Here is a 19,394-nt window from a genome sequence, read left to right as displayed (position 1 = left end):
CCATCTGCCGTCGTCAAGATGAGCGGGTGACGACGAGCCCCGAGCCCCTGCGGTCGTCCGCGGCATCGGTGTTCCTGGTGTTCCTGCGGCTCGGGCTGACCTCGTTCGGCGGGCCGGTCGCACACCTCGGGTACTTCCGCGAGGCCTTCGTGGTGCGTCGCCGCTGGCTGCGGGACGACGCCTACGCCGACCTCGTCGCGCTGTGCCAGTTCCTGCCCGGACCGGCGTCGAGCCAGGTCGGGATGGCACTCGGGCTGCAGCGCGCCGGACTGCTGGGGCTCCTCGCGGCGTGGTGTGGGTTCACCCTGCCGTCCGCGGTGCTGCTCGTCGCGTTCGCCCTGCTGGTGTCCGGCACGCCCGACCTGGCCGGCGCCGGGTGGCTGCTCGGGCTGCAGGCCGCCGCAGCCGCGGTGGTGGCGCAGGCGGTGCTCGGCATGGCGCGCTCGCTCACACCGGACCGCCGTCGGGCGACCATCGCGGCCGCCGCCGCGATCGTGGTGCTGCTCGTCCCCGGCCCGGCGGCGCAGGTCGCGGTCATCGCGGTGTGCGGTGTGGTCGGCGTGCTGTGGCTCGGTCGGGTGGTCGGCCCGGTCGAGGACGTCGGAGACACCGAGGACGCCGGCTCCCAGATCGCCGTGCGCCTCCCCCGCTGGGTCGCCGTGTCGGCGCTCGTCGCGTTCGCCGCCCTGCTCGTCGCGGCACCCGTCGCCGCGAGCGGCACCGGGGCCGTTCGCCTGTTCGGGGTCTTCGCGCAGGCGGGCTCGCTCGTCTTCGGCGGCGGCCACGTCGTCCTGCCGCTGCTCGAGTCACAGACCGTGGCCACGCACCTGGTGGGCCACGCGGACTTCCTGGCCGGGTACGGCGCCGCACAGGCTGTGCCCGGGCCGCTCTTCACCTTCGCCGCCTACCTCGGCGCCGTCGCCGACGGCAGTCCGAGCGGGCTCCTCGGCGCGGCGGTGGCACTCGTCGCGATCTTCCTGCCGGCGGCGCTCCTGGTCATCGGTGCGCTGCCGTTCTGGCACGTGCTCCGCGCCCTGCCGTGGGCCCGGCGCGTGCTGGCCGGCGTGAACGCGGGGGTCGTCGGGCTCCTCGCCGCGGCACTCTGGGACCCGGTCATCACCGAGGGGGTCCGCTCGGCACCCGCACTGGCGCTCGCCGTGGCCGCCTTCACCGCCCTCACCCGCTGGTCCGCTCCCCCGTGGGCCGTCGTCATCGGAGCCGGCCTGCTCGGCGCCGTCGTCCTCTGATCGGAGCACCCCGCATGCCCACCGTCCTGTTCGTCTGCGTCCACAACGCCGGCCGTTCCCAGATGGCCGCCGGCTTCCTGCAGCACCTGGCGGGTGGCCGCGTCGACGTCCGGAGCGCCGGCTCCGAACCGGCCGACCAGCTCAACCCCGTGGTCGTCGCAGCGATGCTCGAGGAGGGCATCGACATCCGGAGCGAGCAGCCGGCCCTGCTCAGCACCGATGCCGTCCGTGCCGCCGACGTCGTCATCACGATGGGGTGCGGGGACGCCTGCCCGGTGTTCCCGGGCAAGCGCTACGAGGACTGGGAGCTCACGGACCCCGCGGGGCTCGACCTGGACGCCGTCCGGCCGATCCGCGACGACGTGCGCGCACGGGTGCAGGACCTGCTCGCCGGGCTTGCGATCGCCTGAGCGGCGACGTGAGCCGTCCCACAGGTCCGGACCGTCGATCACCAGCGGGAGCGGGTCACCCTGGCAGCGTGCGCACAGGCCACCCTGGAGGCGCGCACCAGGACTGAGAAGCCGGTCACGGTCGAGCGAGTGGCGGCCCCAGGGCGCGCGTGGGCTTCCAGGGTCCGGTTCGATCGTTCTGCCGTGCAGACGACATCACTTCTCCCCATCATCGCCAAGGCGTGTGCGGTGGCAGCTCCGGTCGCCATCGCCGTGTCGCTCGTGGCCGGTCCGGCCGTGGCGGCACCCCTCCACACCTCCACCTCCGACACCGCCACCTCCCCGCACCACACGGTGGACCGTGCGGCGCGGACGACCTCGGGCGGCACGGCGGTCTCGCGGCTCGACCGTCGCGCCGAGCAGCGCAACGAGGCCACGGTCCGGCACCTGTTCCGGTGCGCGTTCCGGTCCCCCGCGTCCGCGAAGGCCCGTGCGGCTGCACGGACCGCCGTCGCGAGCGGTGCCGTCGCGCACGGTGCGACGAGCGCCTCGGGTCCGTCGGCGTTGCTCGCCGAGTTCACCGCCGACCGGTCCCGGGTGCCCGGCGCCCACGCAGTGATCAAGCACATCGCCGGTGACGCGGACCTGGTGGCCGTGCACTGGCAGATCACCGCGAAGCCGAAGGACGAACGCACCGGTGACGCCGCCGTCGACCTGTTCCGCATGCGCGACGGGCGCATCAGCGAGTGGTGGGCACTCCGCCAGACGGTCCCGACGGGGACCCCGGCCAGCGGCAACACGAACAGCATGTTCAGCGACCTGTACCCCGCCGCGAAGCGTGACCGTCACCTGACCGAGCGGCAGGAGGAGCACAACCGAGTGCTCGCCGTGACCGCGTACGACCGACTGTTCCGCGACCACGACGTGTCCGTCCTCGACGAGAAGTTCGACCCCGCCTACCTGCAGCACAACTCGGTCGCCGCGAACGGCACGGCCGCGCTCAAGCAGTTCTTCGCCGGCAGCGCCGCGCAGAGCCTGCCGAAGCAGGAGTCCGTCATCTCGCTCGCCGACGGCGACCTGGTGTGGACGTTCTCGAAGCCAGTCGGGGCGAAGGCCGACGCACCGTTCGGCGCGGCCGACCTGTTCCGGGTCGACCACAACCTGATCCGCGAGCACTGGGACGTCGTCCCGACGAGCTGAGGCTCGACACCGGAGCCGCGCGTCTCAGGACGCGCGGCTCCGTCGTGCCCGCTCCTTGATCGCGGTGATGACGGCTGTCTTCGCCTCGGCGTAGGCGTTCATGTCGTCCCAGCTCCGGTCGAGCAGCTCCCGCTTCGTCCGTTCGTACAGCGCGCGGTCGTCGGCGTCGGCACGCAGGTGGTCCCGGAGGAGCAGGTACTCGTCGACCGCCGTCGCGCCCCGCTCGTAGACGTGCACGTGGACGTCACGAGCCGGCGTCCGGACCAGGCGGTGGCCCGGCTCGCGGACGCGCAGCTCGTACCCGGCGGCGAGGAGCTGGTCGAGGTACGTGGCCTCGGCGGTGATGTCGGCGACGACGACCACGATGTCGACGATGGGTTTCGCTGCCAGGCCGGGGACGGCCGTGGAGCCGATGTGCTCGACGACCGGAGCGTCCGTGCCGGAGCCGGGGAGGGCCTCCAGGATGCGTCGCCGGTGGTCCGCGAAGACCGCAGCCCACCCGCTGTCGGCGGGGTGCAGGGTCACGGTGACCGGCTCCGGGCCGCCGATGATCGCGACGGTCGTGACGTCCGGGCGGGGGTGGTCCTCGTCGTGGCGCACCCGGACATGATCGCAGCCCGTGGTCGCCGTCGTCGATCGCGTCAGAGCTTCGCGGGGAACGCCGATCCGCGGCCGATGACGGTGAGGAGCGCTGCGACCGCCCCGAACACGATCATGACCACGGCGAGCACCAGCCCGTCGAAGGCCGTCAGCAGGGCGGCGCCGAACAGGCCGGCCACGAAGATCGCGATGTTGAACGCGACCGGCAGGAACGCGCTCGCGACGTCGGCGTCCTCGCCGCCGGCGGTCGTCAGGGCGGCCTGCAGCTGCGTCGAGGACCCTCCGAAGCCGATCCCCCACAGGCCCGCGGCCACCAGGACCGCGACCGGCGACTCGTGCCCGACGAGCAGCACCACGCCCGCCAGGACGAACAGGCCGACGCTGCCGTGCAGCAGGGGTCGGGGGTGCCGGTCGAGCAGCGCGCCCGTCACGACGACGCCGAGGATCGCGGCGATCCCGTAGACGAGCAGCACCAGCCCGGCGCTCAGGTCGGCGCCGGTCGCCCGCAGGTACGGCGAGATGTACGTGTAGATCGTGTTGTGCGCCACCATCCACGTCGCGATCACCGCGAGGATGACCGCGATGCCGCGGATCCGGAACACCTGCACGACGGACAGCTTCGCGGCGCTCGTCTGCCCCTGGGCGTCCGGCACGAACAGCGCGATCAGCGCCAGGACCACCACGCCGACCAGGCTCAGCCCGATGAACGACGACCGCCAGCCCAGGGCGTTGCCGATGAAGGACCCGAGCGGGGTGCCCAGCGCGAACCCCACCGGCGCGCCCGTCGACACGATCGCGAGCGACACCCCGGCGAAGCGGGCCGGGCTGATCCGCCGGGCGTAGGTGGCGAACATGCCCCAGATCGTCCCCGACATCGCGCCGGCGACGAACCGGGTGACCAGCGCGACCGCGACGTTCGGCGCGAACGCGGTCAGGGTGTTCGCGACGAGGAGCACGGCGATGGCGGCGACGATGAGCGGCTTGCGGCGGAACCCGCGGGTCAGGGCGATCGCCGGGACCGTGGCGATGACCGTCCCCATCGCGAACGCGCTGACGAACAGGCCGACCGTGCCCTCGCTCGTGCCCATGCCATCGGCGATCGCGGGCAGCAGCCCGGCCGGCATCGTCTCCATGGCGACGAGGAGGAACCCGATCGCGGCGAGCAGGGCGAGCGGGAACCAGGGCAGTCGACCGTCGGTGGCCCGGTCGGTCGTGGGGAGGTCGGAGGTCGTCGTGGTCACGGACCGACGGTAGGGGCATGGTCCGGCGGACAGGGAGGTTCGGCTGGACCCCGTTTCGCCGGAGCCTCACTGGGCGGGTGGTGGTGGGGCTTCGATGGTGGTGTCCACGAACGAAGGGAGCCCCGATGCACGTCCGCACCAGACGCCGTCCCGCCGCGGGTCCGCACCTCGCACTGGGCCCGCTCGCGCTGGCTCCGGTCGTCGCGCTGGTGGTGGGGGCGCTCGCCGGGTGCAGCGGCGTCGACCGCGCGGAGCCGCCGGCGCCTGCGTCCGCGGCCGCGACTGCGACCGCGACTGCAGCTCCCACGATCACCACCCCGACGGAGGCCGACCCCGTGCACATCACCATCGAGCTCGACGGCGAGACCCTGACCGGCCGGTTGACCGACAGCGCGACGGCGCGCGCGCTGGCCGCCCGGCTGCCGGCGACGCTGACCTTCGCCGACTACGGCGGGCAGGAGCAGATCGCCCGGCTCCCCGCGCCGCTCGACACCACCGGCGCCCCGAGCACGAGCGATGCGCCGGCGGGCACCATCGCCTACTACGTGCCGGATCAGTCGATCGTCCTGTACTACACGGACGTCGGCAGCTTCCCGGGGATCGTGCCGATCGGCACCGTCGACGACGTCGGAGCGGTGCGCGACCTGCCGTCCGGCGCCGCCACCATCCGAGTGCGCGGCTGACGGGCGTCCGCCCCTTCCCCGCGTCCCTGCCTCGCCTCGCGTCCCTTCCACCGAACAGGAACCACACCCCATGACCGGAACCAGCACCTTCCTCATCACCGGCACGAGCCGCGGGATGGGCACCGACTTCGCCCGGGCCGCCCTCGACGCCGGGCACCGGGTCGTGGCGACCGGACGCGACCCCGAGCGGGTCCGCGCCGTCCTCGGCGACCACGAGCGCCTGCTCGCCGTCGCGCTCGACGTGACCGACCCGGAGTCGGTCCGAGCCGCAGTCGACGCCGCGACCGACCGCTTCGGCGGCGTCGACGTCCTGGTGAACAACGCCGGGAGCTTCCAGGCCGGGTACTTCGAGGAGATCTCGGCCGAGCAGTTCCGCGCGCAGATGGAGACGAACTTCTTCGGAGCACTCGCGGTGACGCGCGCCGTGCTCCCGGTCATGCGACGGCAGCGCTCCGGGCACGTCGTCAGCATCAGCTCCACCGCGGGCATCGTCGCCGGCGCCGGTGGGAGCGCCTACTCGGCGTCGAAGTTCGCGCTCGAGGGCTGGATGGAGGCCCTGCACGACGAGGTGGCGCCCTTCGGCATCCACGCCACCGTGGTCGAGCCCGGCTTCTTCCGCACCGACCTGCTGGCCGAGGGCGACTCGACCTTCTGGGGCGACGTCGCGATCGACGACTACGCCCCGCTCTCGGCCGGGTCGAAGGAGTTCTTCCGCGGCATGCGGGGCAACCAGTCCGGCGACCCCGCGAAGCTCGCGCAGGTACTGCTGACGCTGATCGCGATGCCCGAGCCGCCGCTGCGGTTCGCCGCCGGCGCGGACAGCGTGGCGGGGATCGTGCAGAAGGGACAGCAGCTCGTCGACCAGGCGCAGGCGTTCCCCGAGCTGTCGACGACGCTCGACCTGGATGCGTGACGACTGCCCTTGCCAAGATTGGCTACTGGTATTAGCCTCTGAGTTACTACCCGTAGCCGAAGGAGCCACGACATGCTCGAACACCTGGACACCGAGGGCGGCATGATCGCCTACGACCTCTCCGGAACAGGCCCGCTCGTGGTCCTCGCCCACGGCATGGGCGACAGCCGGCACGCCTACCGTTTCGTCGTGCCGGAGCTCGTCGCGGCCGGCTACCGGGTGGCGAACGTCGACCTCCGCGGCTGCGGCGACTCGAGCACCGGGTGGGACGGCTACCAGCGCACCGACATCGCACGTGACCTCGTCGCCGTGGCCCGCCACCTCGGTGGCCCAGCCGTGGTCGTCGGGCAGTCCATCAGCGGGGGCGCGGCGACGATCGCCGCAGCAACCGCACCGGACCTGGTCGCGGGCATCGTCGAGCTGGCGCCGTTCACGCGCAAGCAGTCCGTCGACGTGGGCGGACTCCTGCGCAACCGTCGACACCGCGCCGGCACCGTCCAGCTCGCGCGGGTCATGACGAGCGGCAGCCTGCCCGGCTGGCTCGCGTACCTCGACATCGCGGTCCCCGCCAAGCCCGCCGACTGGGCGACGGAGCGCAGCCGGATCGAGACGACCCTGCGGCGACCGGAGCGGATGGCGGCCCTCCGCGCCATGACCCGCACGTCGCCCGCCGACGCCGGCGAGCAGCTGGGTGCCGTCCGGTGCCCCGTGCTGGTCGTCGAGGGCAGCGCCGATCCGGACTGGGCCGTGCCCCGCGCCGAGGGCGAGCGGATCCTCGCCGACCTGCCGGACGGCCTCGGCGAACTCGCCGTGATCGACGGCGCCGGCCATTACCCCCACACCGAGACGCCGGCAGCGCTCCTCGCCCTGCTGCTGCCGTTCCTCGCCCGCACGCTGCCCGTCGCAGGTCCCGTTGCCTAGGGCGGGGCTCGACCCGGCGACCGTCACCGAGGCCGCGGCGACGCTGGCCGACGAGATCGGTCTGGCCCAGCTGAGCATGAGCCTCGTCGCCGACCGCCTCGGGGTGAAGGCACCGTCGCTGTACAAGCACGTCGACGGACTCGGCGACCTCACCCGCAGGATCGCTATCCTCGGCGCGAACGAGCTCGGTGACGCGCTCCGCGACGCCATGCAGGGGCGCAGCGGTCGGAGTGCGCTCGAGGCGGCGGTGCAGACCGTGCGCCGGAGCGTCCAGGAGCACCCGGCGCGGTACCAGGCAGCCGTCGGCGTCCGGCCGACCGGTGCCGATGACCCCCTGGCGGTCGCACTCGGCCGCACCCTGGCGTCCTTCGCCGCGGCGCTCCGCGACTACCCGCTCGACCCGGCCGACGAGGTCCACGCGCTCCGGGTGCTCCGCAGCGTCCTGCACGGGTTCGCCACGATCGAGGCGTCCGGCGGGTTCCAGATGGACACCGACGTCGATGCGAGTGCAGCGTGGATGGTCGACTTCCTGGATCGCGGCTTCCGTGCCGCGACGACACGGTGACCGTCACCACGGCGGCGCGCCCGCCGAGGCCCGTCGGTCACGACCCGCTCCGTGGCGGCCTGCGGTTCCTGGCGGAGCTCGTCGCGTGGGTGGGCGTGCCGTGGGCGCTCTGGCCCCACTCGCCGGTGCTCGCGATCACCGCCGTCCTGGTCCTCGTCGTGCCGCCGGCGGTGTTCGGGACCCCGGGTGACCGCCCCGGAGGCGATCCGCCGGTCGCGGCACCGGGAGCGGTCACCATCGCGTCGGTCCTCGCGCACCTCGTGGGGGCGGTCACGGCGGCGTGGGTCCTGTGGCCGACAACGGTCGCGATCGTCGTCACCGCCCTGTGCGTCGCCGTCGTCGTCTCGGAACAGCCGCGGTGGCGCGCGCTGGTGCGGCGCGAGCGCGAGAGCACAGACGATCGTCTGACCAAGCGGTAGCGTGGGGTGTGGCGACTTCCGCCACACGCCGTCCACGAAGGGCCGACCATGCCGCGGAGCACCGATCGGGTCCGGGCGTCTCCGATCATCCTCGCCGTGGGGATCGCTGCGCTCGCCGTCGCCATCGCCCTGCCCGCGCCGTCACCGACCACGCCGGGCCCCGAGACGATCGGCCTCGGCGCATCCGGCGCACTCGGTGCCGCACTCGGGGCACCGCCCGTGACGAGCGGCGCGCACCGGTTCGCGATCCGCCCACCACGGACGGTCGGCACCAGCGGAGTCGTCAGGGTGCGGTTCGCCGGACTGGGCACCCCCGGTGCCGTCGTCGTCGTCCACTACGGCAGCCCCGGGGACGACTCCGGGAACGAGCGCGTCGCGGAGATCGAGCCGGGCAGCAGCGCCGTCGGCTCGACCGGCCGGTTCGCCTTCACGGCGGCGCTGCCCGAGCTGCCCCGTGGAGCCAAGCGGGCCTCCTGGAGCGCCCGGCTGATCGACCCCGCGTCGCTGGCCGTCCTCGGCCGCGTCGAGGGCGTTCACCTCATCGAGCACACCGAGCGCTGACCACCGATCCACGGCCGGCACGATGAGAGGGCGCGCAGGGTGCTGGCTCCCGACCCGTCCTGCGGTTACGTTCGCTAGACGAACGTCTGGCCAGCAGTCAGCGGCGAGACCTGACCTCGAGGAGCCCCCGTGTCGACACCCCACCGCACCCCGTCATCCCGACCCGCGTCCATCGCACTCGGGGCCGCGCTGCTCCTGACCCTCGGCCTCGCCGGCTGCTCCACGGCCGGATCCGCAGCACCCTCACCCTCGCCGTCCCCGGCCGCGCAGGGCGACGCTCCCGCGACGACCGACTCGTCACCGTCGGTCGACGTGACCGTCGCCGCGACGACACTCGGCAAGGTCGTCGTCGACGGCAAGGGCATGACCGCCTACTACTTCGACGCCGACGTCAAGGACTCCGGGAAGAGCACCTGCACCGGTGGCTGCGCGACCGCGTGGCCCGCGATCGAGGCGACGACGGCGACACCCAAGGTGTCCGGCATCACCGGCAAGGTCGGCACCATCACGGGCGTGGACGGTGGACGGCAGATCACGATCGACGGCCGACCGATCTACACCTTCATCGGGGACAAGAAGGCCGGTGACGTGACGGGTCAGGGCGACAAGGGTGTCTGGTACGTCGTGAACCCGGACGGCTCCGAGCAGAAGAAGTAGGGCAGGCACCCCGGCGGGACGGCAGGGATGCCACGCCCGCCGGGGTCAGTCCTCGGGCTCGGCCGGGTGCCCGCCCACGCGCACGGGCTCCACCTGCTCGAGCAACGCGTGCACACCCGGCAGACCAAGCCCGGTGAACAGCGCCGCCCACAGGTCCCGGAGCTGCCCCTCGGTGTCCCGCGTCAGCCGGGCGCTCGTCCGGGCCCACATCACCCCGAAGGTCGACGTCAGCACGAGGTCCGCCGCACGTGCCCACTCGGGGTCGGTGGCCGGTCCGGTGCCACCGCTCGAAGCCGACAGGTGCCGTCGGACGTAGTCGTCCCACGTGAAGACCCGTGGAATCACCTCCCCCGCACCGCGGAGTTCGTGACTCAGGCGGATCGCGCCGGCAGCCACCGGACACCGTATGGCGTCGGAACAGGCGGACGTGAGCATGACGAGCAGGTGCTCGAGCCCCTCGGGCTGCCGGATCAGCGAGTCGATCGCCGCCCAGCGCGCCTGCTGCCGCTCGATGACCGCGAAGGCGAGTTCGTGCTTGGACGAGAACACGTGGTAGCCGATCGCCGACTTCGGGCGGTCCATCGCGGCGGCGACCCGTGCGAAAGAGGTCCCCGCGTAGCCGTGGCTCGCGAACACCGCCGCCGCAGCCTCGATGATCTGCTCGCGGGTCCGGGTCTTCGCCTGCTGCCGCTGGTTCATCGCACTCCTCGGTCGGGTCTTGGTTCATCATACGAACGTCTGACCAGGAGTCGGCAGCGGTCGCACCGGGCGCAATGCCTCTGATCCCCTCAGCTTCAGGATTTCGCTAGACGATCGTCTGGCGCGTTGTTAGCGTTCACGCACACCGGGCCACCCCGGCCCGCACCCCCACGAACCAGAGGAGTCCCCATGCGTTCGACCCCGTCCACCCACCGCTCCCCATCGGTCCGCCGACTGACCGTGCTCGCGACCTGCGTCACCCTCGGCGGTGCGCTCGCCGCCGGCGTCCTGGTCCCCGCGCAGGCCGGAGCCGCCACGATCTCCCACACGGCGGACGCCACACACACCTCGACCCGGGCTGCGGCCGTGGCGTTCACCGCGAAGACCCACGGCGGGCCCGACCGGAAGAGCTTCACCGGCATCACCTTCGCCGGGACCGGGAAGCCCGGCGCCCTGGTCATCGTCTACTACGACGCACCGGGCAAGCCGCGCGGCCTGTTCAACAAGCACATCGCCGAGGTCACCTCGGGGGACGACGTCGTCAGCGCCAGCGGCCACTACCGCTTCACCGCCGCGTTCCCGGACCTGCCGCGCGGCACCACGACGCTGCACTGGCACGCCCGTCTCGGTGACCCGGACACCCTGTCGGTGATCGGACGCGTCAACGGCACCCGCACGCTCGGCTGACCCGTGACCCGCCACGCGCAACCGGCGCTCGTCCGCACCCTGGCCGTCGCCGTGTCCCTGGCGGCCGTCGTCGGGGCCACCCTCACCTGGGCTCCGTCGGCCTCGGCCACCACGAGCGACCCCGACCGGGTCGCAGCGCCGATCATCGCCGGCACCGAGGTCGGGGTCCCCGGCGGCACCTGCACGGTCGGTGCCGTGCTGGCCGCCAAAGGGTTCCGGAGTCAGCTCAAGCAGTACCAGCGAGCGACCCGGTGGGTGGTGCTCGCGAAGCACTGCGCGCCGCTGCAGGCACCCGTGCAGCTCGCCGGCGCGACCGTCGGCAACGTGGTCTGGCAGTCCGCGGAGTCGGACCTCGAACTCGCCGTCGTCCCGCCCCTGGCGTGCACCCGGGCCCGGGCGGCGACCGGGTCGTGCGACCCGTCCGTCGCAACGTGGACGCCCCGGGCATCGGGTCGAGTGTTCAACCGGGTGGACGGGGGCCTGACACGCGCCGCCGTCACCGGCATCGGCAAGCCAGATGCCGATCCCTTCTGCACCAGCGGGGCGGCGAGCGGGCTGCACTGCTCCTGGACGGCCACACGCGTGCCGGCAGGGAGCCGTCCCGGCGTGCAGCACCTCGCCGCCGCGCGCGGCGGCGCCGGAGCCGGCATCGAGCCGGGCGACGCCGGCGGACCGGTGATGAGCGCCACGAACCGGTTGTACGGGATCGTCTCGGGCAGTTCGACGAGGGCTGCAACGGGCACGACGAGCACGACGGGTTCGACGGTGCTGCTCTACACGCCCGCCCGGCAGGTCCTCAGCGAGTTGTTCCGGTACCGGCTGGCCCCGGCGTCCTGAAGCACGGGCCGTCGGGTGCGCGACTGAGCGCTGCCTCATGACCCGGACACGCCCCGGCCACCTCGCCGCCACACCGCCGACGACCCGCGCCGCGATCCTGCGGGGAGCCGGACGCCACCACGTCCGGCTCCCCACGACCCCCGGGTCCTGATCAGATCGAGGTTGCCCCGTGTCCCCGCTCCGCCGCTCCCCACTCACCCACTCCCCACTCACCCGTTCGCCGCGCACCACCCGCGTCGCAGCGACCGCCCTCGCCGGCTTGGCCGTCGTCGCCTCCGCCGCGTTCTCCGTCACCGCCGCCCACGCTGACGACACCCTGCAGCCGGCGTTCACCGCCGCCGACCACCCGATCACCGACGTCCCCGGTCTGGTCAACGGCCGTGAGCTCGCCGCGGTCCACGGCCGGTCTGGTCAGACCGTGAACGCCCCGCGCCTGATCCGCTCCGAGTCACTCGACAAGATCACCGCCGCCGGGGCCACGTCCCTGGCCGACGAGTACCACGTCGACCTCGTCGTCGACCTGCGCACCCCGTCCCAGATCGCCGCGAAGCCGGACGTCGCGATCCCGGGTGCGCGCCACGTCGACATCTCCATGTTCGGCGCGGACGGCGACTACAGCGACGACACCGCGATGTACCACGACCTGGTCGACAAGGGCCGGGTCGACCAGGCGACACCCGGGTCGATGATCACCGCGTACCGCCGGGTGCTCCGGATCCTCGCCACGCACACCAGCGGCACGGTCCTGATCCACTGCTCGCACGGCATGGACCGCACCGGCACCGTCGTGGACCTGCTCGACCGGGTCCTCGGCGTGGACAGCGCGGACATCCTGCACGACTACCTGCTCTCGAACACGCAGCTCGGGGTGACCTGGGCGACCCCGCAGCTGCTGCTGGGCACCTTCGAGCAGGACATCGCGACCGAGTACGGCGGCATGGGCTCCTACCTGACCGACACGATCGGCGTGACGAAGCATGAGGCCGCTGCCCTGCGCGAGCGCTTCCTCGTGTCGAACGACGCCACCGTGTCCTCGATCGCGGTCGCGGGCGTACGCGTCCACCTGCCCGCCGCTGCGTCGTCGCACGGCGCGACGGTGACCGCCCCGGTCCGGACACTGCGCGCTGCAGAGGTCCACGTGCACACCACGAACCCGAACGCGGTCGCCACAGTGCACGTGTCCGGCCGGACGGCACGCATCACGGTCACCGCCCAGGACGGCACCACCAAGAAGGAGTACCGCCTGACGGTGCGGCACCGCTAGCCCAACGCCGACCGCCCGCGGCCCGCGCCGGGCGGTCGGCGTGACCAACTGTTCACCACCACCGTCGCCCGGTCCGGGCGTCCCTCCGGCTACCGTGACAGTCGTGCAGTCCTCCAGACAACGGCGCCCGCGGTGACCGGACACCCCACCGTCCCGACCATCCACGACGTCGCCGCCCTGGCCGGTGTGTCGAAGTCGGTCGTCTCCCGCGCCCTCGCCGGCGCGTACGGCGTGGCTCCGTCGACGACCGAACGGGTCAAGCGGGCGGCGCTCGACCTCGGCTACGTCGCGAACGCGAACGCCCGGGGCATGTCGGCACACCGCACGCACACGCTCGGGGTGTTCGTCCGCGACGCCTCCACCCCCTTCTACGGGCACCTGCTGACCGCGTTCCAGCTGCAGGCCGCGGCGCGCGGGTACCGCGTCGTCACCGCCACCGGTGCGGGGTCGTTCCCGGTCAGCGAGGAACGCCGGGCGTTGGAGACCCTGGTCTCCCTGCGCGTCGAGGGGCTCATCGTCTGCAGCGGCGCCCTACCGATCGCCGACGTCCTGCCGTTCGCCCGGCGCATCCCGACCGTGGTCTCCGGGCGCCCCGAGACGAACGATGCGGTGAGCAGCGCGTACTGCGACGAACGCGGCGGCGGACGCGGGCTCGCCGACCACGTCGCCGACCTCGGACACCGACGCGTCGCCGTGCTGACGGTCACACCGTCCGGGTCACTGACGCAGTCGGCACGCACCGACGCGATGGTGCGCCGGCTGCGTGCGCGCGGCGCCGAGGTGCTCCGGATCCGCTCCGAGGACCACGGAGCAGATCCCGAGGACCTCGACTCGTTCGTCGAGCAGGTCCTGCGGGCCGGCGGTGTCACGGCGATCATGGCACCGAGCGACCGCTGGGCCGTCGGCGTGCTCGAGTCGATGCGCCGCCGCGGCCTCCGAGCACCGGACGACCTGTCGGTCACGGGCTACGACGGGGTCGCCCCGCTCGCCACCGAGTTGCTCGGCATCACCTCGTGGCGACAGCCGCTCGGCCTGATCGGGCGCCTGTCCGTCGACGACGTGGTCGACCAGATCGACGGCCGCTCGACGGGCGTGACCCACAACGCGGTCGACGGCACCCTGGTACCGGGCCGGACCGCCGCCCGGGTCTGACCCCCTGGCAGAACGCACCCCGGGCCTGCCCGGCCCGCTTCTCAGCCGCGACGTTCGGTCGTTCGAGAGTCCGAGTGACGATGTGGTCGGCGAACACGGTCAGCACGCGGGGAGCGTGACGCTGGCGACGGCACCCCCGGAGGGGACGTTGCGGAGGTCCGCCGTCCCGTTGGCACGTTCGGCGATGCCTCGTACGAGGGAGAGCCCGAGTCCGCTCCCGCCGAGGACGGCACGCCGTGCACTGTCCGCCCGGGTGAAGCGGTCGAAGGCCTGTGGGAGGAAGTCGTCCCGGACGCCGGGTCCGTCATCGACGACGCGCAGCTCGAGCCGCCCGTCGGCGGACTGCTCGAGCGTGACCCGGATCACGCCGCCGTCCTCCCCCGCTGCGAGCGCGTTCGCCACGAGGTTGTCGACGACCCGGGCGAACGCCGCGGGCTCGATCCCGTAGTGCTCGTCCGGCACAGTCAGGCGGACGGCGAAGTCGATGTCGCGCAGACCGACGGACGAGACGGCGCGAGCACGGTCGATCGATCCCATGAGTTCCGTGACGAGCGCAGCGACCGGCGTCGACGGAACGGCGCCGCCTTCACCCAGTCGACTGAGTTCGAGCAGGGCGTTCGCCAGCGCGACCAACCGGGCGGCATCGCTCTCGGCTGCGCGCAGCGCACGTTCGAGGGCCACGGCATCGCCGGACGAGCGATGCGCGAGTTCGAGCCGCGCGGTCAGTGCCGCCAGCGGCGTGCGGAGTTCGTGGCTCGCATCGGACACCATCCGCCGCTCACGCTCGGTGTTCTCACGCTGCCGGTCGATGAAGGTGTTGAGGGTCCGGGCGAGTGCCGCGAGTTCGTCGTCGGATGCCCCGACGGGCAGGTGTCCACCACCGTTCCCGGCACTGAGGTACTCGGCGATCCGGCGCATCCGCCCCACCGGGCGGAGGGCGAGCGTCGACAGCAACCACGCCGTCGCGGCGAAGGCGAGCAGCGCCAAGACCGTGCCGACGACCAGTGACCGGTCCACCCGCGCCACCGTCTCCTCTCCGGCCCGACCGTCGTGCGCGGCCCAGACGACGAACGACCCGGCGGCGTTCCGCACCGGCACACCGACGACCGTCACGACCCGGTGTGCGGTGTGGAGCCGCAGCGTGTCGCCGCCGTCCGGCACCGTCGAGGGCAGCGCCGCACGGACGTCGCGCGGCAGGGAGTCCACGACCCATCCGCCGGACGCCGACCGGATCCCGACCAGGACGTCCTCTGCCGGACGGTCCGGCGCCTCGTCCGGGTTGCGCCGGAGATCGGAGACGAAGGGCGCGGCGTCACCGGAGGCGAGGGAGCGGTCGGTCGCGAGCGTCGCGCGTTCGATCTGCACGTGCAGGACGACCGCGACCCCGGAGAGCACGACTGCACCGACCATCAGACTCCCGAGGGTGATCCGGGCACGGATCGACAGACGGCGCAGGAACCTCACGTCGCCGACACGACCTCGAGGGCGTACCCCACGCCGCGCACCGTCCGGATCGCGACGTCAGCGCCCGAGGCCTGCAGTTTCTTGCGGAGGTAGCTGATGTACTGGTCGACGATGGTCGGGTCGAAGTGCTCGGGGCTCCCCCAGACCTCCTCGAGCACCTCGGTTCTGGTGCGCGTGTCAGGGGCGCCCTGGATCAGGAACCGCAGCAACGAGAACTCCTTGACGCTCAGCGGCAGGTCCCGCCCGCGCACCGACGCACGCACGGCCAGGGTGTCGAGCCGCACCGAACCGGCCTCCACGATGGTCACCCCACCCGCGGCGCGACGCCGCAGGTGCGCCCGGATCCGCGCGTTGAGCTCGGTGATCGCGAACGGCTTCGTGAGGTAGTCATCCGCCCCGGAGTCCAGCCCGAACACCCGGTCGTCGACGGCGTCCCGTGCGGTCACCAGGATCACCGGGAAGTCCTGGCCGAGCTCACGGAGCCGCCGACAGACCTCGAAGCCCGTCATCCCGGGCAGCATGACGTCGATCGCCGCCGCCTCGAACGACTGGGCCCGGGCCTGGACGAGTGCGGCGATGCCGTCGGTCACGACCGTGACCACGTGTCCTTCACCGGTCAGGCCGCGCTCGACGAGGGCACCCATCTCCGGGTCGTCCTCCACCACCAGGATGTTCGCCATCTCAGACGACCCCGCTCGTGCCGAGCAGGGACCCGATGACGAAGGTCGCCGCGAGGGCCAGGGCTCCACCGACGACCACCCGGGCGGTGGCGCGGCGCAGCGAGCCTCCGCCGATGCGGGCTCCCGTGGCTCCGGTCAGGGCCAGCGCGAGGAGGACGACGACGAACGTCGCGGGCACCCGGATCGCCTCCGGGAAGAGGAGGATCGCCAGGAGCGGAAGGAGCGCGCCGATCGAGAACGCTGCGGCGGATGCGAACGCGGCGTGCCACGGGCTGACCACCTCGTCCTCGTCGATCCCGAGTTCGGTGGTGAGGTGTGCGGCGAGGGCGTCGCGCTCGGTCAGTTCCGAAGCCACCTGTTCGGCCGTTGCTCGTCGGAGACCGCGGGCCTGCCAGAGCTGCGTGAGCTCCTCGAGCTCGGCGGCCGGGTCGTCGGCCAGTTCGCGGCGTTCCTGCTCGATGAGGGACTGCTGGCTGTCCTTCTGGCTGCTCACCGACACGTACTCGCCGAGCGCCATCGACACCGCGCCGCCGACGAGGGCCGCGATGCCGGCCGTCGCGATCGCCGGCACGGACGACGAGGCACCGGCGACGCCGACGACGATGGAGGCCGTCGACACGATCCCGTCGTTCGCGCCGAGGACTCCGGCGCGCAGCCAGTTCAGACGTGCCGCGAGGTCGCCGGTGTGCGCTTCTCCGGCGTGCGGCTCCGCGGTGCTCATGGTCTCAGCGAACCATGTCCGGGACGCCCTGTTCGTGTGAGGTTTCGAACGATCCGAGCCGCCAGATCCTGTTGTCTGGTCGAACCGCGCCTGCACCGTCGGGCGCTCGACGTGAAAGGCCGTCATGGACTGGCAGTTCGGCGGGATACCGCTCCACCCCCTCTTCGTCCACCTGACCTCGGTCGCCGTCCCGGTCGCGGCGTTGACCGCGATCGTGGTCGCGGTGTGGCCCGCGGCACGACGGTGGCTCGCAGTCGGCGCACCGATCATCGGCCTCATCGCCCTCGTCTCGGTCCCCCTGGCGACGTCCTCGGGTGAGTGGCTCGAGCACCGAGAGCGCGAGAGCGCACTGCTCGAACGGCACACCGAACTCGCCGACGGCCTGCTGCCGTGGTCGATCGCGGTCTTCGCGCTCCTGCTGCTGTGGTGGGCCTGGCACAGGTTCGCGTCCGACCGGGTGACGAGCGGCGGGGCGCTGCGCGCGGTCGCGGTCGTGGGTCCCGTGCTGCTGCTCGCCGCCGGCGTCGTGTCGATGATCGAGGTCATCGTCATCGGACACGCGGGCGCCGCGTCCGTCTGGAAGGGCTGACCGCACGGACAGCGACGGCACCTGCTCGGCGCCGCCGACACCCATCGTTCACCGTCCCGTCACGGACCGACGGGTGAGATCCGGATCCGTCCGGTCGATCATGGGGAACGTTCCCGACCATCGGGAACGTTCCCCATCGACCGACCACGGACGGACCCATGCCCCAGAACGTCACCGCCAAGCTGCCGCGCGACCCGAGCGACCCGTACCGCCACGGCATCTACCTGCGCCCGGACGCCCGCACCTGTCGGGCCGTCACGGTCGTCACCGACCAGCTCCGCGCGCAGTACGGCCTGCTGTCGGCCGGCGCCTTCCCGCCGCACGCCACACTCGTCGGCAGCCAGCCGTTCGGTAGCAACGAGGACCAGGTCGTCGCGGCCGTCACGGCACTGCTCGACGGCCGACCGGCATTCGACGTCCACAACGCCGGCGTTCGTGAACAGGGCATCGGGTTCGTCTACGACGTCGCGACCCGACCGGACGGCTCGCACAACGACGACTTCGTCCGGCTCGCCGCCGACATCGAGGCCGTGGTCGCGCCGTTCCGGCAGCCGATGCAGGTCCCGTTGGCGAACGACTACGACCCGGAGCAGTACCGCGCGCACCTCTCCCTCGCCTCGCACGACCTGTACGGCCGGCCGGACCTGCACGACGAGGTCGGTGCGTTCATCCGCGAGCTCGACGTCGACGTGCCGACCGGGTTCCGCGGCGACACCGTCGTGCTCTACCGCACCGCGAGCCCGGACTGGTCCGGTCGCTGGTGGCAGACGATGACCTGGGAGCACGTCCACACCTGGAAGCTCGCCTGACCGTGGCCGCGACCCTCCGCGACGTCGCCGAGCGGTGTGCCATCTCGCGATCGCTCGTGTCACTCGCCCTGCGGGGCGACGACGGTGTGTCCCGGCCACGTCGGGAACTCGCGGTGCGGACGGCGGACGAGCTGGGCCTCCCGGTCGGTTCGCTCGCCCGGCGACGCGCGCAGGGCGCGCCGCTCGTCCTCGGGGTGGTCGTCACCGAAGCCGCGAACCCGTTCCACGACGAAGCACTCCGGAGCGCACGCGCGACCGCGCAGACCCTCGGGTTCGCGCTCCGCGTCGTGGACGGGTTCCGGGACCCTGCCCGGCTGGCCGACGGCCTGGAGGCCCTGCACGCCTCCCGCGGATCGGCCGACGGTGTGCTCGGAGTCGCGGTCCTGAGCAGTCGGCTCGCCCCGGCACGGCTCGCTGCGGTCGCGCGCGACCTGCCGGTCGCGGTCGTCGGGTCGAGCGGGTCGGCGCTCGCCGGCCTCGGACTCGACACCGTGCGCGCCGACGAGGAGGCGGGCATGCGCGCGCTGGTGCTCCACCTCGCTGCACTCGGGCACCGGCGCACGTGCTTCGTGGCGGAGTCCGACCACCCCTCGACGACCCGTCGTGCGGTGGCGCACGCCGCGGTCACCGCGCAACTCGGTGCGCCGGGCGACCACCGCGTCGACGACGTCGAGGCCCTGGCGGCGGACCCGGCTCGGATCGCGCGGCACCTCGGTGACGGGGTCACGGCGTTCGTCGCGACGAACGACGCGACCGCGGCGCGGCTCGTGGCGATCGCCGACGGCGCGGGACTCGCGCTCCCCCGGATGGCGGCGGTGACCGGGTTCGACGGCACCGGTCTCGGCGAACGGCTCGACCTGACGAGTGTCGACCAGCCGCGCGTCCGGATGGGCGCGCGGGCGGTCGAGCTCGTGGTCGAGCGACTCCGGGGTCGTCGCGGGGACCGGCACGAGGTGCTCCCGACGCACCTGCTGCCGCGTGGGTCCACCGCCAGGGCGGTCGCCGGGCACACGCTCGGCTGACCGCTCGCGACGCCCGCGTCGAATCGGTCGGCGGCCCGGTCTGTGCCTCAGTCGGCGGGCCGGCGGGCCGGTCG

The 19,394-nt window shown here is 72.9% G+C and carries 23 protein-coding genes; 17 read left to right on the top strand and 6 right to left on the bottom strand.

What is annotated here, in order from left to right; all coding sequences use genetic code 11:
- Positions 1-26: 26 nt before the first annotated feature.
- The 3 genes from chrA (at position 27) to DEJ01_RS13160 (ending at position 2,836) form a co-directional block, all read left to right on the top strand.
- Complete coding sequence (chrA, locus tag DEJ01_RS13170) at positions 27-1,247, top strand: chromate efflux transporter (protein WP_111093247.1); 1,221 nt, start codon at positions 27-29, stop codon at positions 1,245-1,247.
- A gap of 14 nt (positions 1,248-1,261) precedes the next feature.
- Complete coding sequence (locus tag DEJ01_RS13165) at positions 1,262-1,657, top strand: arsenate reductase ArsC (protein ID WP_071405294.1); 396 nt, start codon at positions 1,262-1,264, stop codon at positions 1,655-1,657.
- A gap of 228 nt (positions 1,658-1,885) precedes the next feature.
- Entirely contained in the window at positions 1,886-2,836 is a 951-nt protein-coding gene (locus DEJ01_RS13160) for a nuclear transport factor 2 family protein (protein WP_111093246.1), read from the top strand.
- Between the two features lie 24 nt (positions 2,837-2,860).
- Here DEJ01_RS13160 and DEJ01_RS13155 read toward each other — a convergent pair whose 3' ends face one another.
- Together DEJ01_RS13155 and DEJ01_RS13150 are read right to left on the bottom strand one after the other, a co-directional pair.
- Positions 2,861-3,436 (bottom strand): GrpB family protein, encoded by a 576-nt coding sequence (locus DEJ01_RS13155; RefSeq protein WP_111093245.1) that lies wholly within the window; start codon positions 3,434-3,436, stop codon positions 2,861-2,863.
- A gap of 41 nt (positions 3,437-3,477) precedes the next feature.
- A complete protein-coding gene (locus tag DEJ01_RS13150) occupies positions 3,478-4,677 on the bottom strand; it encodes an MFS transporter (protein ID WP_258375720.1) in 1,200 nt (399 codons plus the stop codon).
- A 125-nt stretch (positions 4,678-4,802) separates the two neighbouring features.
- On the opposite strand from DEJ01_RS13150, the gene DEJ01_RS13145 reads away from it, so the two are divergent.
- The 7 genes from DEJ01_RS13145 (at position 4,803) to DEJ01_RS13115 (ending at position 9,396) form a co-directional block, all read left to right on the top strand.
- Positions 4,803-5,360: a cyclophilin-like fold protein gene (locus DEJ01_RS13145; RefSeq protein WP_181438450.1), complete on the top strand. Its 558-nt coding sequence runs from the start codon at positions 4,803-4,805 to the stop codon at positions 5,358-5,360.
- A gap of 70 nt (positions 5,361-5,430) precedes the next feature.
- Positions 5,431-6,273 (top strand): SDR family NAD(P)-dependent oxidoreductase, encoded by an 843-nt coding sequence (locus DEJ01_RS13140; RefSeq protein WP_111093242.1) that lies wholly within the window; start codon positions 5,431-5,433, stop codon positions 6,271-6,273.
- A gap of 72 nt (positions 6,274-6,345) precedes the next feature.
- Entirely contained in the window at positions 6,346-7,194 is an 849-nt protein-coding gene (locus DEJ01_RS13135) for an alpha/beta fold hydrolase (protein WP_111093241.1), read from the top strand.
- Positions 7,187-7,759 carry a TetR/AcrR family transcriptional regulator gene (locus tag DEJ01_RS13130; RefSeq protein ID WP_111022959.1) on the top strand — a complete coding sequence of 191 codons (573 nt, stop codon included), beginning with the start codon at positions 7,187-7,189 and terminating at the stop codon, positions 7,757-7,759. The genes DEJ01_RS13135 and DEJ01_RS13130 overlap by 8 nt, the downstream gene beginning before the upstream one ends.
- Positions 7,756-8,178 (top strand): hypothetical protein, encoded by a 423-nt coding sequence (locus tag DEJ01_RS13125; protein ID WP_111093240.1) that lies wholly within the window; start codon positions 7,756-7,758, stop codon positions 8,176-8,178. Before DEJ01_RS13130 ends, DEJ01_RS13125 begins: the two co-directional genes overlap by 4 nt.
- Before the next feature lie 48 nt (positions 8,179-8,226).
- Positions 8,227-8,739 (top strand): hypothetical protein, encoded by a 513-nt coding sequence (locus DEJ01_RS13120; RefSeq protein ID WP_111093239.1) that lies wholly within the window; start codon positions 8,227-8,229, stop codon positions 8,737-8,739.
- A gap of 129 nt (positions 8,740-8,868) precedes the next feature.
- Positions 8,869-9,396, top strand: coding sequence for a hypothetical protein (locus DEJ01_RS13115; RefSeq protein WP_111033552.1), 528 nt, complete (start codon positions 8,869-8,871; stop codon positions 9,394-9,396).
- A 45-nt stretch (positions 9,397-9,441) separates the two neighbouring features.
- On the opposite strand, the gene DEJ01_RS13110 is transcribed toward DEJ01_RS13115, so the two are convergent.
- A complete protein-coding gene (locus DEJ01_RS13110) occupies positions 9,442-10,095 on the bottom strand; it encodes a helix-turn-helix domain-containing protein (RefSeq protein WP_111030210.1) in 654 nt (217 codons plus the stop codon).
- A gap of 189 nt (positions 10,096-10,284) precedes the next feature.
- On the opposite strand from DEJ01_RS13110, the gene DEJ01_RS13105 reads away from it, so the two are divergent.
- The 4 genes from DEJ01_RS13105 (at position 10,285) to DEJ01_RS13090 (ending at position 14,035) form a co-directional block, all read left to right on the top strand.
- Positions 10,285-10,782, top strand: a complete 498-nt coding sequence (locus DEJ01_RS13105) for a hypothetical protein (RefSeq protein ID WP_111054645.1) — start codon at positions 10,285-10,287, stop codon at positions 10,780-10,782.
- A 3-nt stretch (positions 10,783-10,785) separates the two neighbouring features.
- Positions 10,786-11,619, top strand: a complete 834-nt coding sequence (locus tag DEJ01_RS13100) for a trypsin-like serine protease (RefSeq protein ID WP_111093238.1) — start codon at positions 10,786-10,788, stop codon at positions 11,617-11,619.
- 169 nt (positions 11,620-11,788) lie between these two features.
- Positions 11,789-12,883 (top strand): tyrosine-protein phosphatase, encoded by a 1,095-nt coding sequence (locus tag DEJ01_RS13095; protein ID WP_111093237.1) that lies wholly within the window; start codon positions 11,789-11,791, stop codon positions 12,881-12,883.
- A 132-nt stretch (positions 12,884-13,015) separates the two neighbouring features.
- A complete protein-coding gene (locus tag DEJ01_RS13090) occupies positions 13,016-14,035 on the top strand; it encodes a LacI family DNA-binding transcriptional regulator (RefSeq protein ID WP_111039619.1) in 1,020 nt (339 codons plus the stop codon).
- Positions 14,036-14,134: 99 nt separating this feature from the next.
- Here DEJ01_RS13090 and DEJ01_RS13085 read toward each other — a convergent pair whose 3' ends face one another.
- The 3 genes from DEJ01_RS13085 to DEJ01_RS13075 are packed head-to-tail and all read right to left on the bottom strand — an operon-like array spanning position 14,135 to position 16,900.
- Complete coding sequence (locus DEJ01_RS13085; RefSeq protein WP_146247621.1) at positions 14,135-15,445, bottom strand: HAMP domain-containing sensor histidine kinase; 1,311 nt, start codon at positions 15,443-15,445, stop codon at positions 14,135-14,137.
- 50 nt (positions 15,446-15,495) lie between these two features.
- Positions 15,496-16,179 (bottom strand): response regulator transcription factor, encoded by a 684-nt coding sequence (locus DEJ01_RS13080; RefSeq protein WP_111093235.1) that lies wholly within the window; start codon positions 16,177-16,179, stop codon positions 15,496-15,498.
- Position 16,180: 1 nt separating this feature from the next.
- Complete coding sequence (locus DEJ01_RS13075) at positions 16,181-16,900, bottom strand: VIT family protein (protein WP_111030217.1); 720 nt, start codon at positions 16,898-16,900, stop codon at positions 16,181-16,183.
- 124 nt (positions 16,901-17,024) lie between these two features.
- Here DEJ01_RS13075 and DEJ01_RS13070 point away from each other — a divergent pair, with 124 nt between their 5' ends.
- From DEJ01_RS13070 to DEJ01_RS13060, 3 genes are all read left to right on the top strand, one after another.
- Complete coding sequence (locus DEJ01_RS13070; RefSeq protein WP_111093234.1) at positions 17,025-17,489, top strand: DUF2231 domain-containing protein; 465 nt, start codon at positions 17,025-17,027, stop codon at positions 17,487-17,489.
- A 158-nt stretch (positions 17,490-17,647) separates the two neighbouring features.
- On the top strand, positions 17,648-18,298 hold the full coding sequence (locus DEJ01_RS13065) for a heme utilization protein (protein ID WP_111093233.1): 651 nt from the start codon (positions 17,648-17,650) through the stop codon (positions 18,296-18,298).
- 2 nt (positions 18,299-18,300) lie between these two features.
- Entirely contained in the window at positions 18,301-19,320 is a 1,020-nt protein-coding gene (locus DEJ01_RS13060; protein WP_181438449.1) for a LacI family DNA-binding transcriptional regulator, read from the top strand.
- The last annotated feature ends 74 nt before the right edge of the window (positions 19,321-19,394 follow it).

This window comes from Curtobacterium sp. MCLR17_040 (assembly GCF_003234735.1).
Lineage (GTDB): Bacteria > Actinomycetota > Actinomycetes > Actinomycetales > Microbacteriaceae > Curtobacterium > Curtobacterium flaccumfaciens.
The sequence above is the reverse complement of the archived record's forward strand: the minus strand, read 5'-3'. Positions and strand labels throughout refer to the sequence as shown.

What these genes read in the sequence shown, in the direction of transcription:
- DEJ01_RS13110 (WP_111030210.1), bottom strand. Translation starts at nt 10,095, where the DNA reads ATGAACCAGCGGCAGCAGGCGAAGACCCGGACCCGCGAGCAGATCATC.
- DEJ01_RS13070 (WP_111093234.1), top strand. Translation starts at nt 17,025, where the DNA reads ATGGACTGGCAGTTCGGCGGGATACCGCTCCACCCCCTCTTCGTCCAC.
- DEJ01_RS13135 (WP_111093241.1), top strand. Translation starts at nt 6,346, where the DNA reads ATGCTCGAACACCTGGACACCGAGGGCGGCATGATCGCCTACGACCTC.
- DEJ01_RS13065 (WP_111093233.1), top strand. Translation starts at nt 17,648, where the DNA reads ATGCCCCAGAACGTCACCGCCAAGCTGCCGCGCGACCCGAGCGACCCG.
- DEJ01_RS13075 (WP_111030217.1), bottom strand. Translation starts at nt 16,900, where the DNA reads ATGAGCACCGCGGAGCCGCACGCCGGAGAAGCGCACACCGGCGACCTC.
- DEJ01_RS13145 (WP_181438450.1), top strand. Translation starts at nt 4,803, where the DNA reads ATGCACGTCCGCACCAGACGCCGTCCCGCCGCGGGTCCGCACCTCGCA.
- DEJ01_RS13085 (WP_146247621.1), bottom strand. Translation starts at nt 15,445, where the DNA reads ATGGTCGGTGCAGTCGTGCTCTCCGGGGTCGCGGTCGTCCTGCACGTG.
- DEJ01_RS13105 (WP_111054645.1), top strand. Translation starts at nt 10,285, where the DNA reads ATGCGTTCGACCCCGTCCACCCACCGCTCCCCATCGGTCCGCCGACTG.
- DEJ01_RS13080 (WP_111093235.1), bottom strand. Translation starts at nt 16,179, where the DNA reads ATGGCGAACATCCTGGTGGTGGAGGACGACCCGGAGATGGGTGCCCTC.
- DEJ01_RS13120 (WP_111093239.1), top strand. Translation starts at nt 8,227, where the DNA reads ATGCCGCGGAGCACCGATCGGGTCCGGGCGTCTCCGATCATCCTCGCC.
- DEJ01_RS13165 (WP_071405294.1), top strand. Translation starts at nt 1,262, where the DNA reads ATGCCCACCGTCCTGTTCGTCTGCGTCCACAACGCCGGCCGTTCCCAG.
- DEJ01_RS13140 (WP_111093242.1), top strand. Translation starts at nt 5,431, where the DNA reads ATGACCGGAACCAGCACCTTCCTCATCACCGGCACGAGCCGCGGGATG.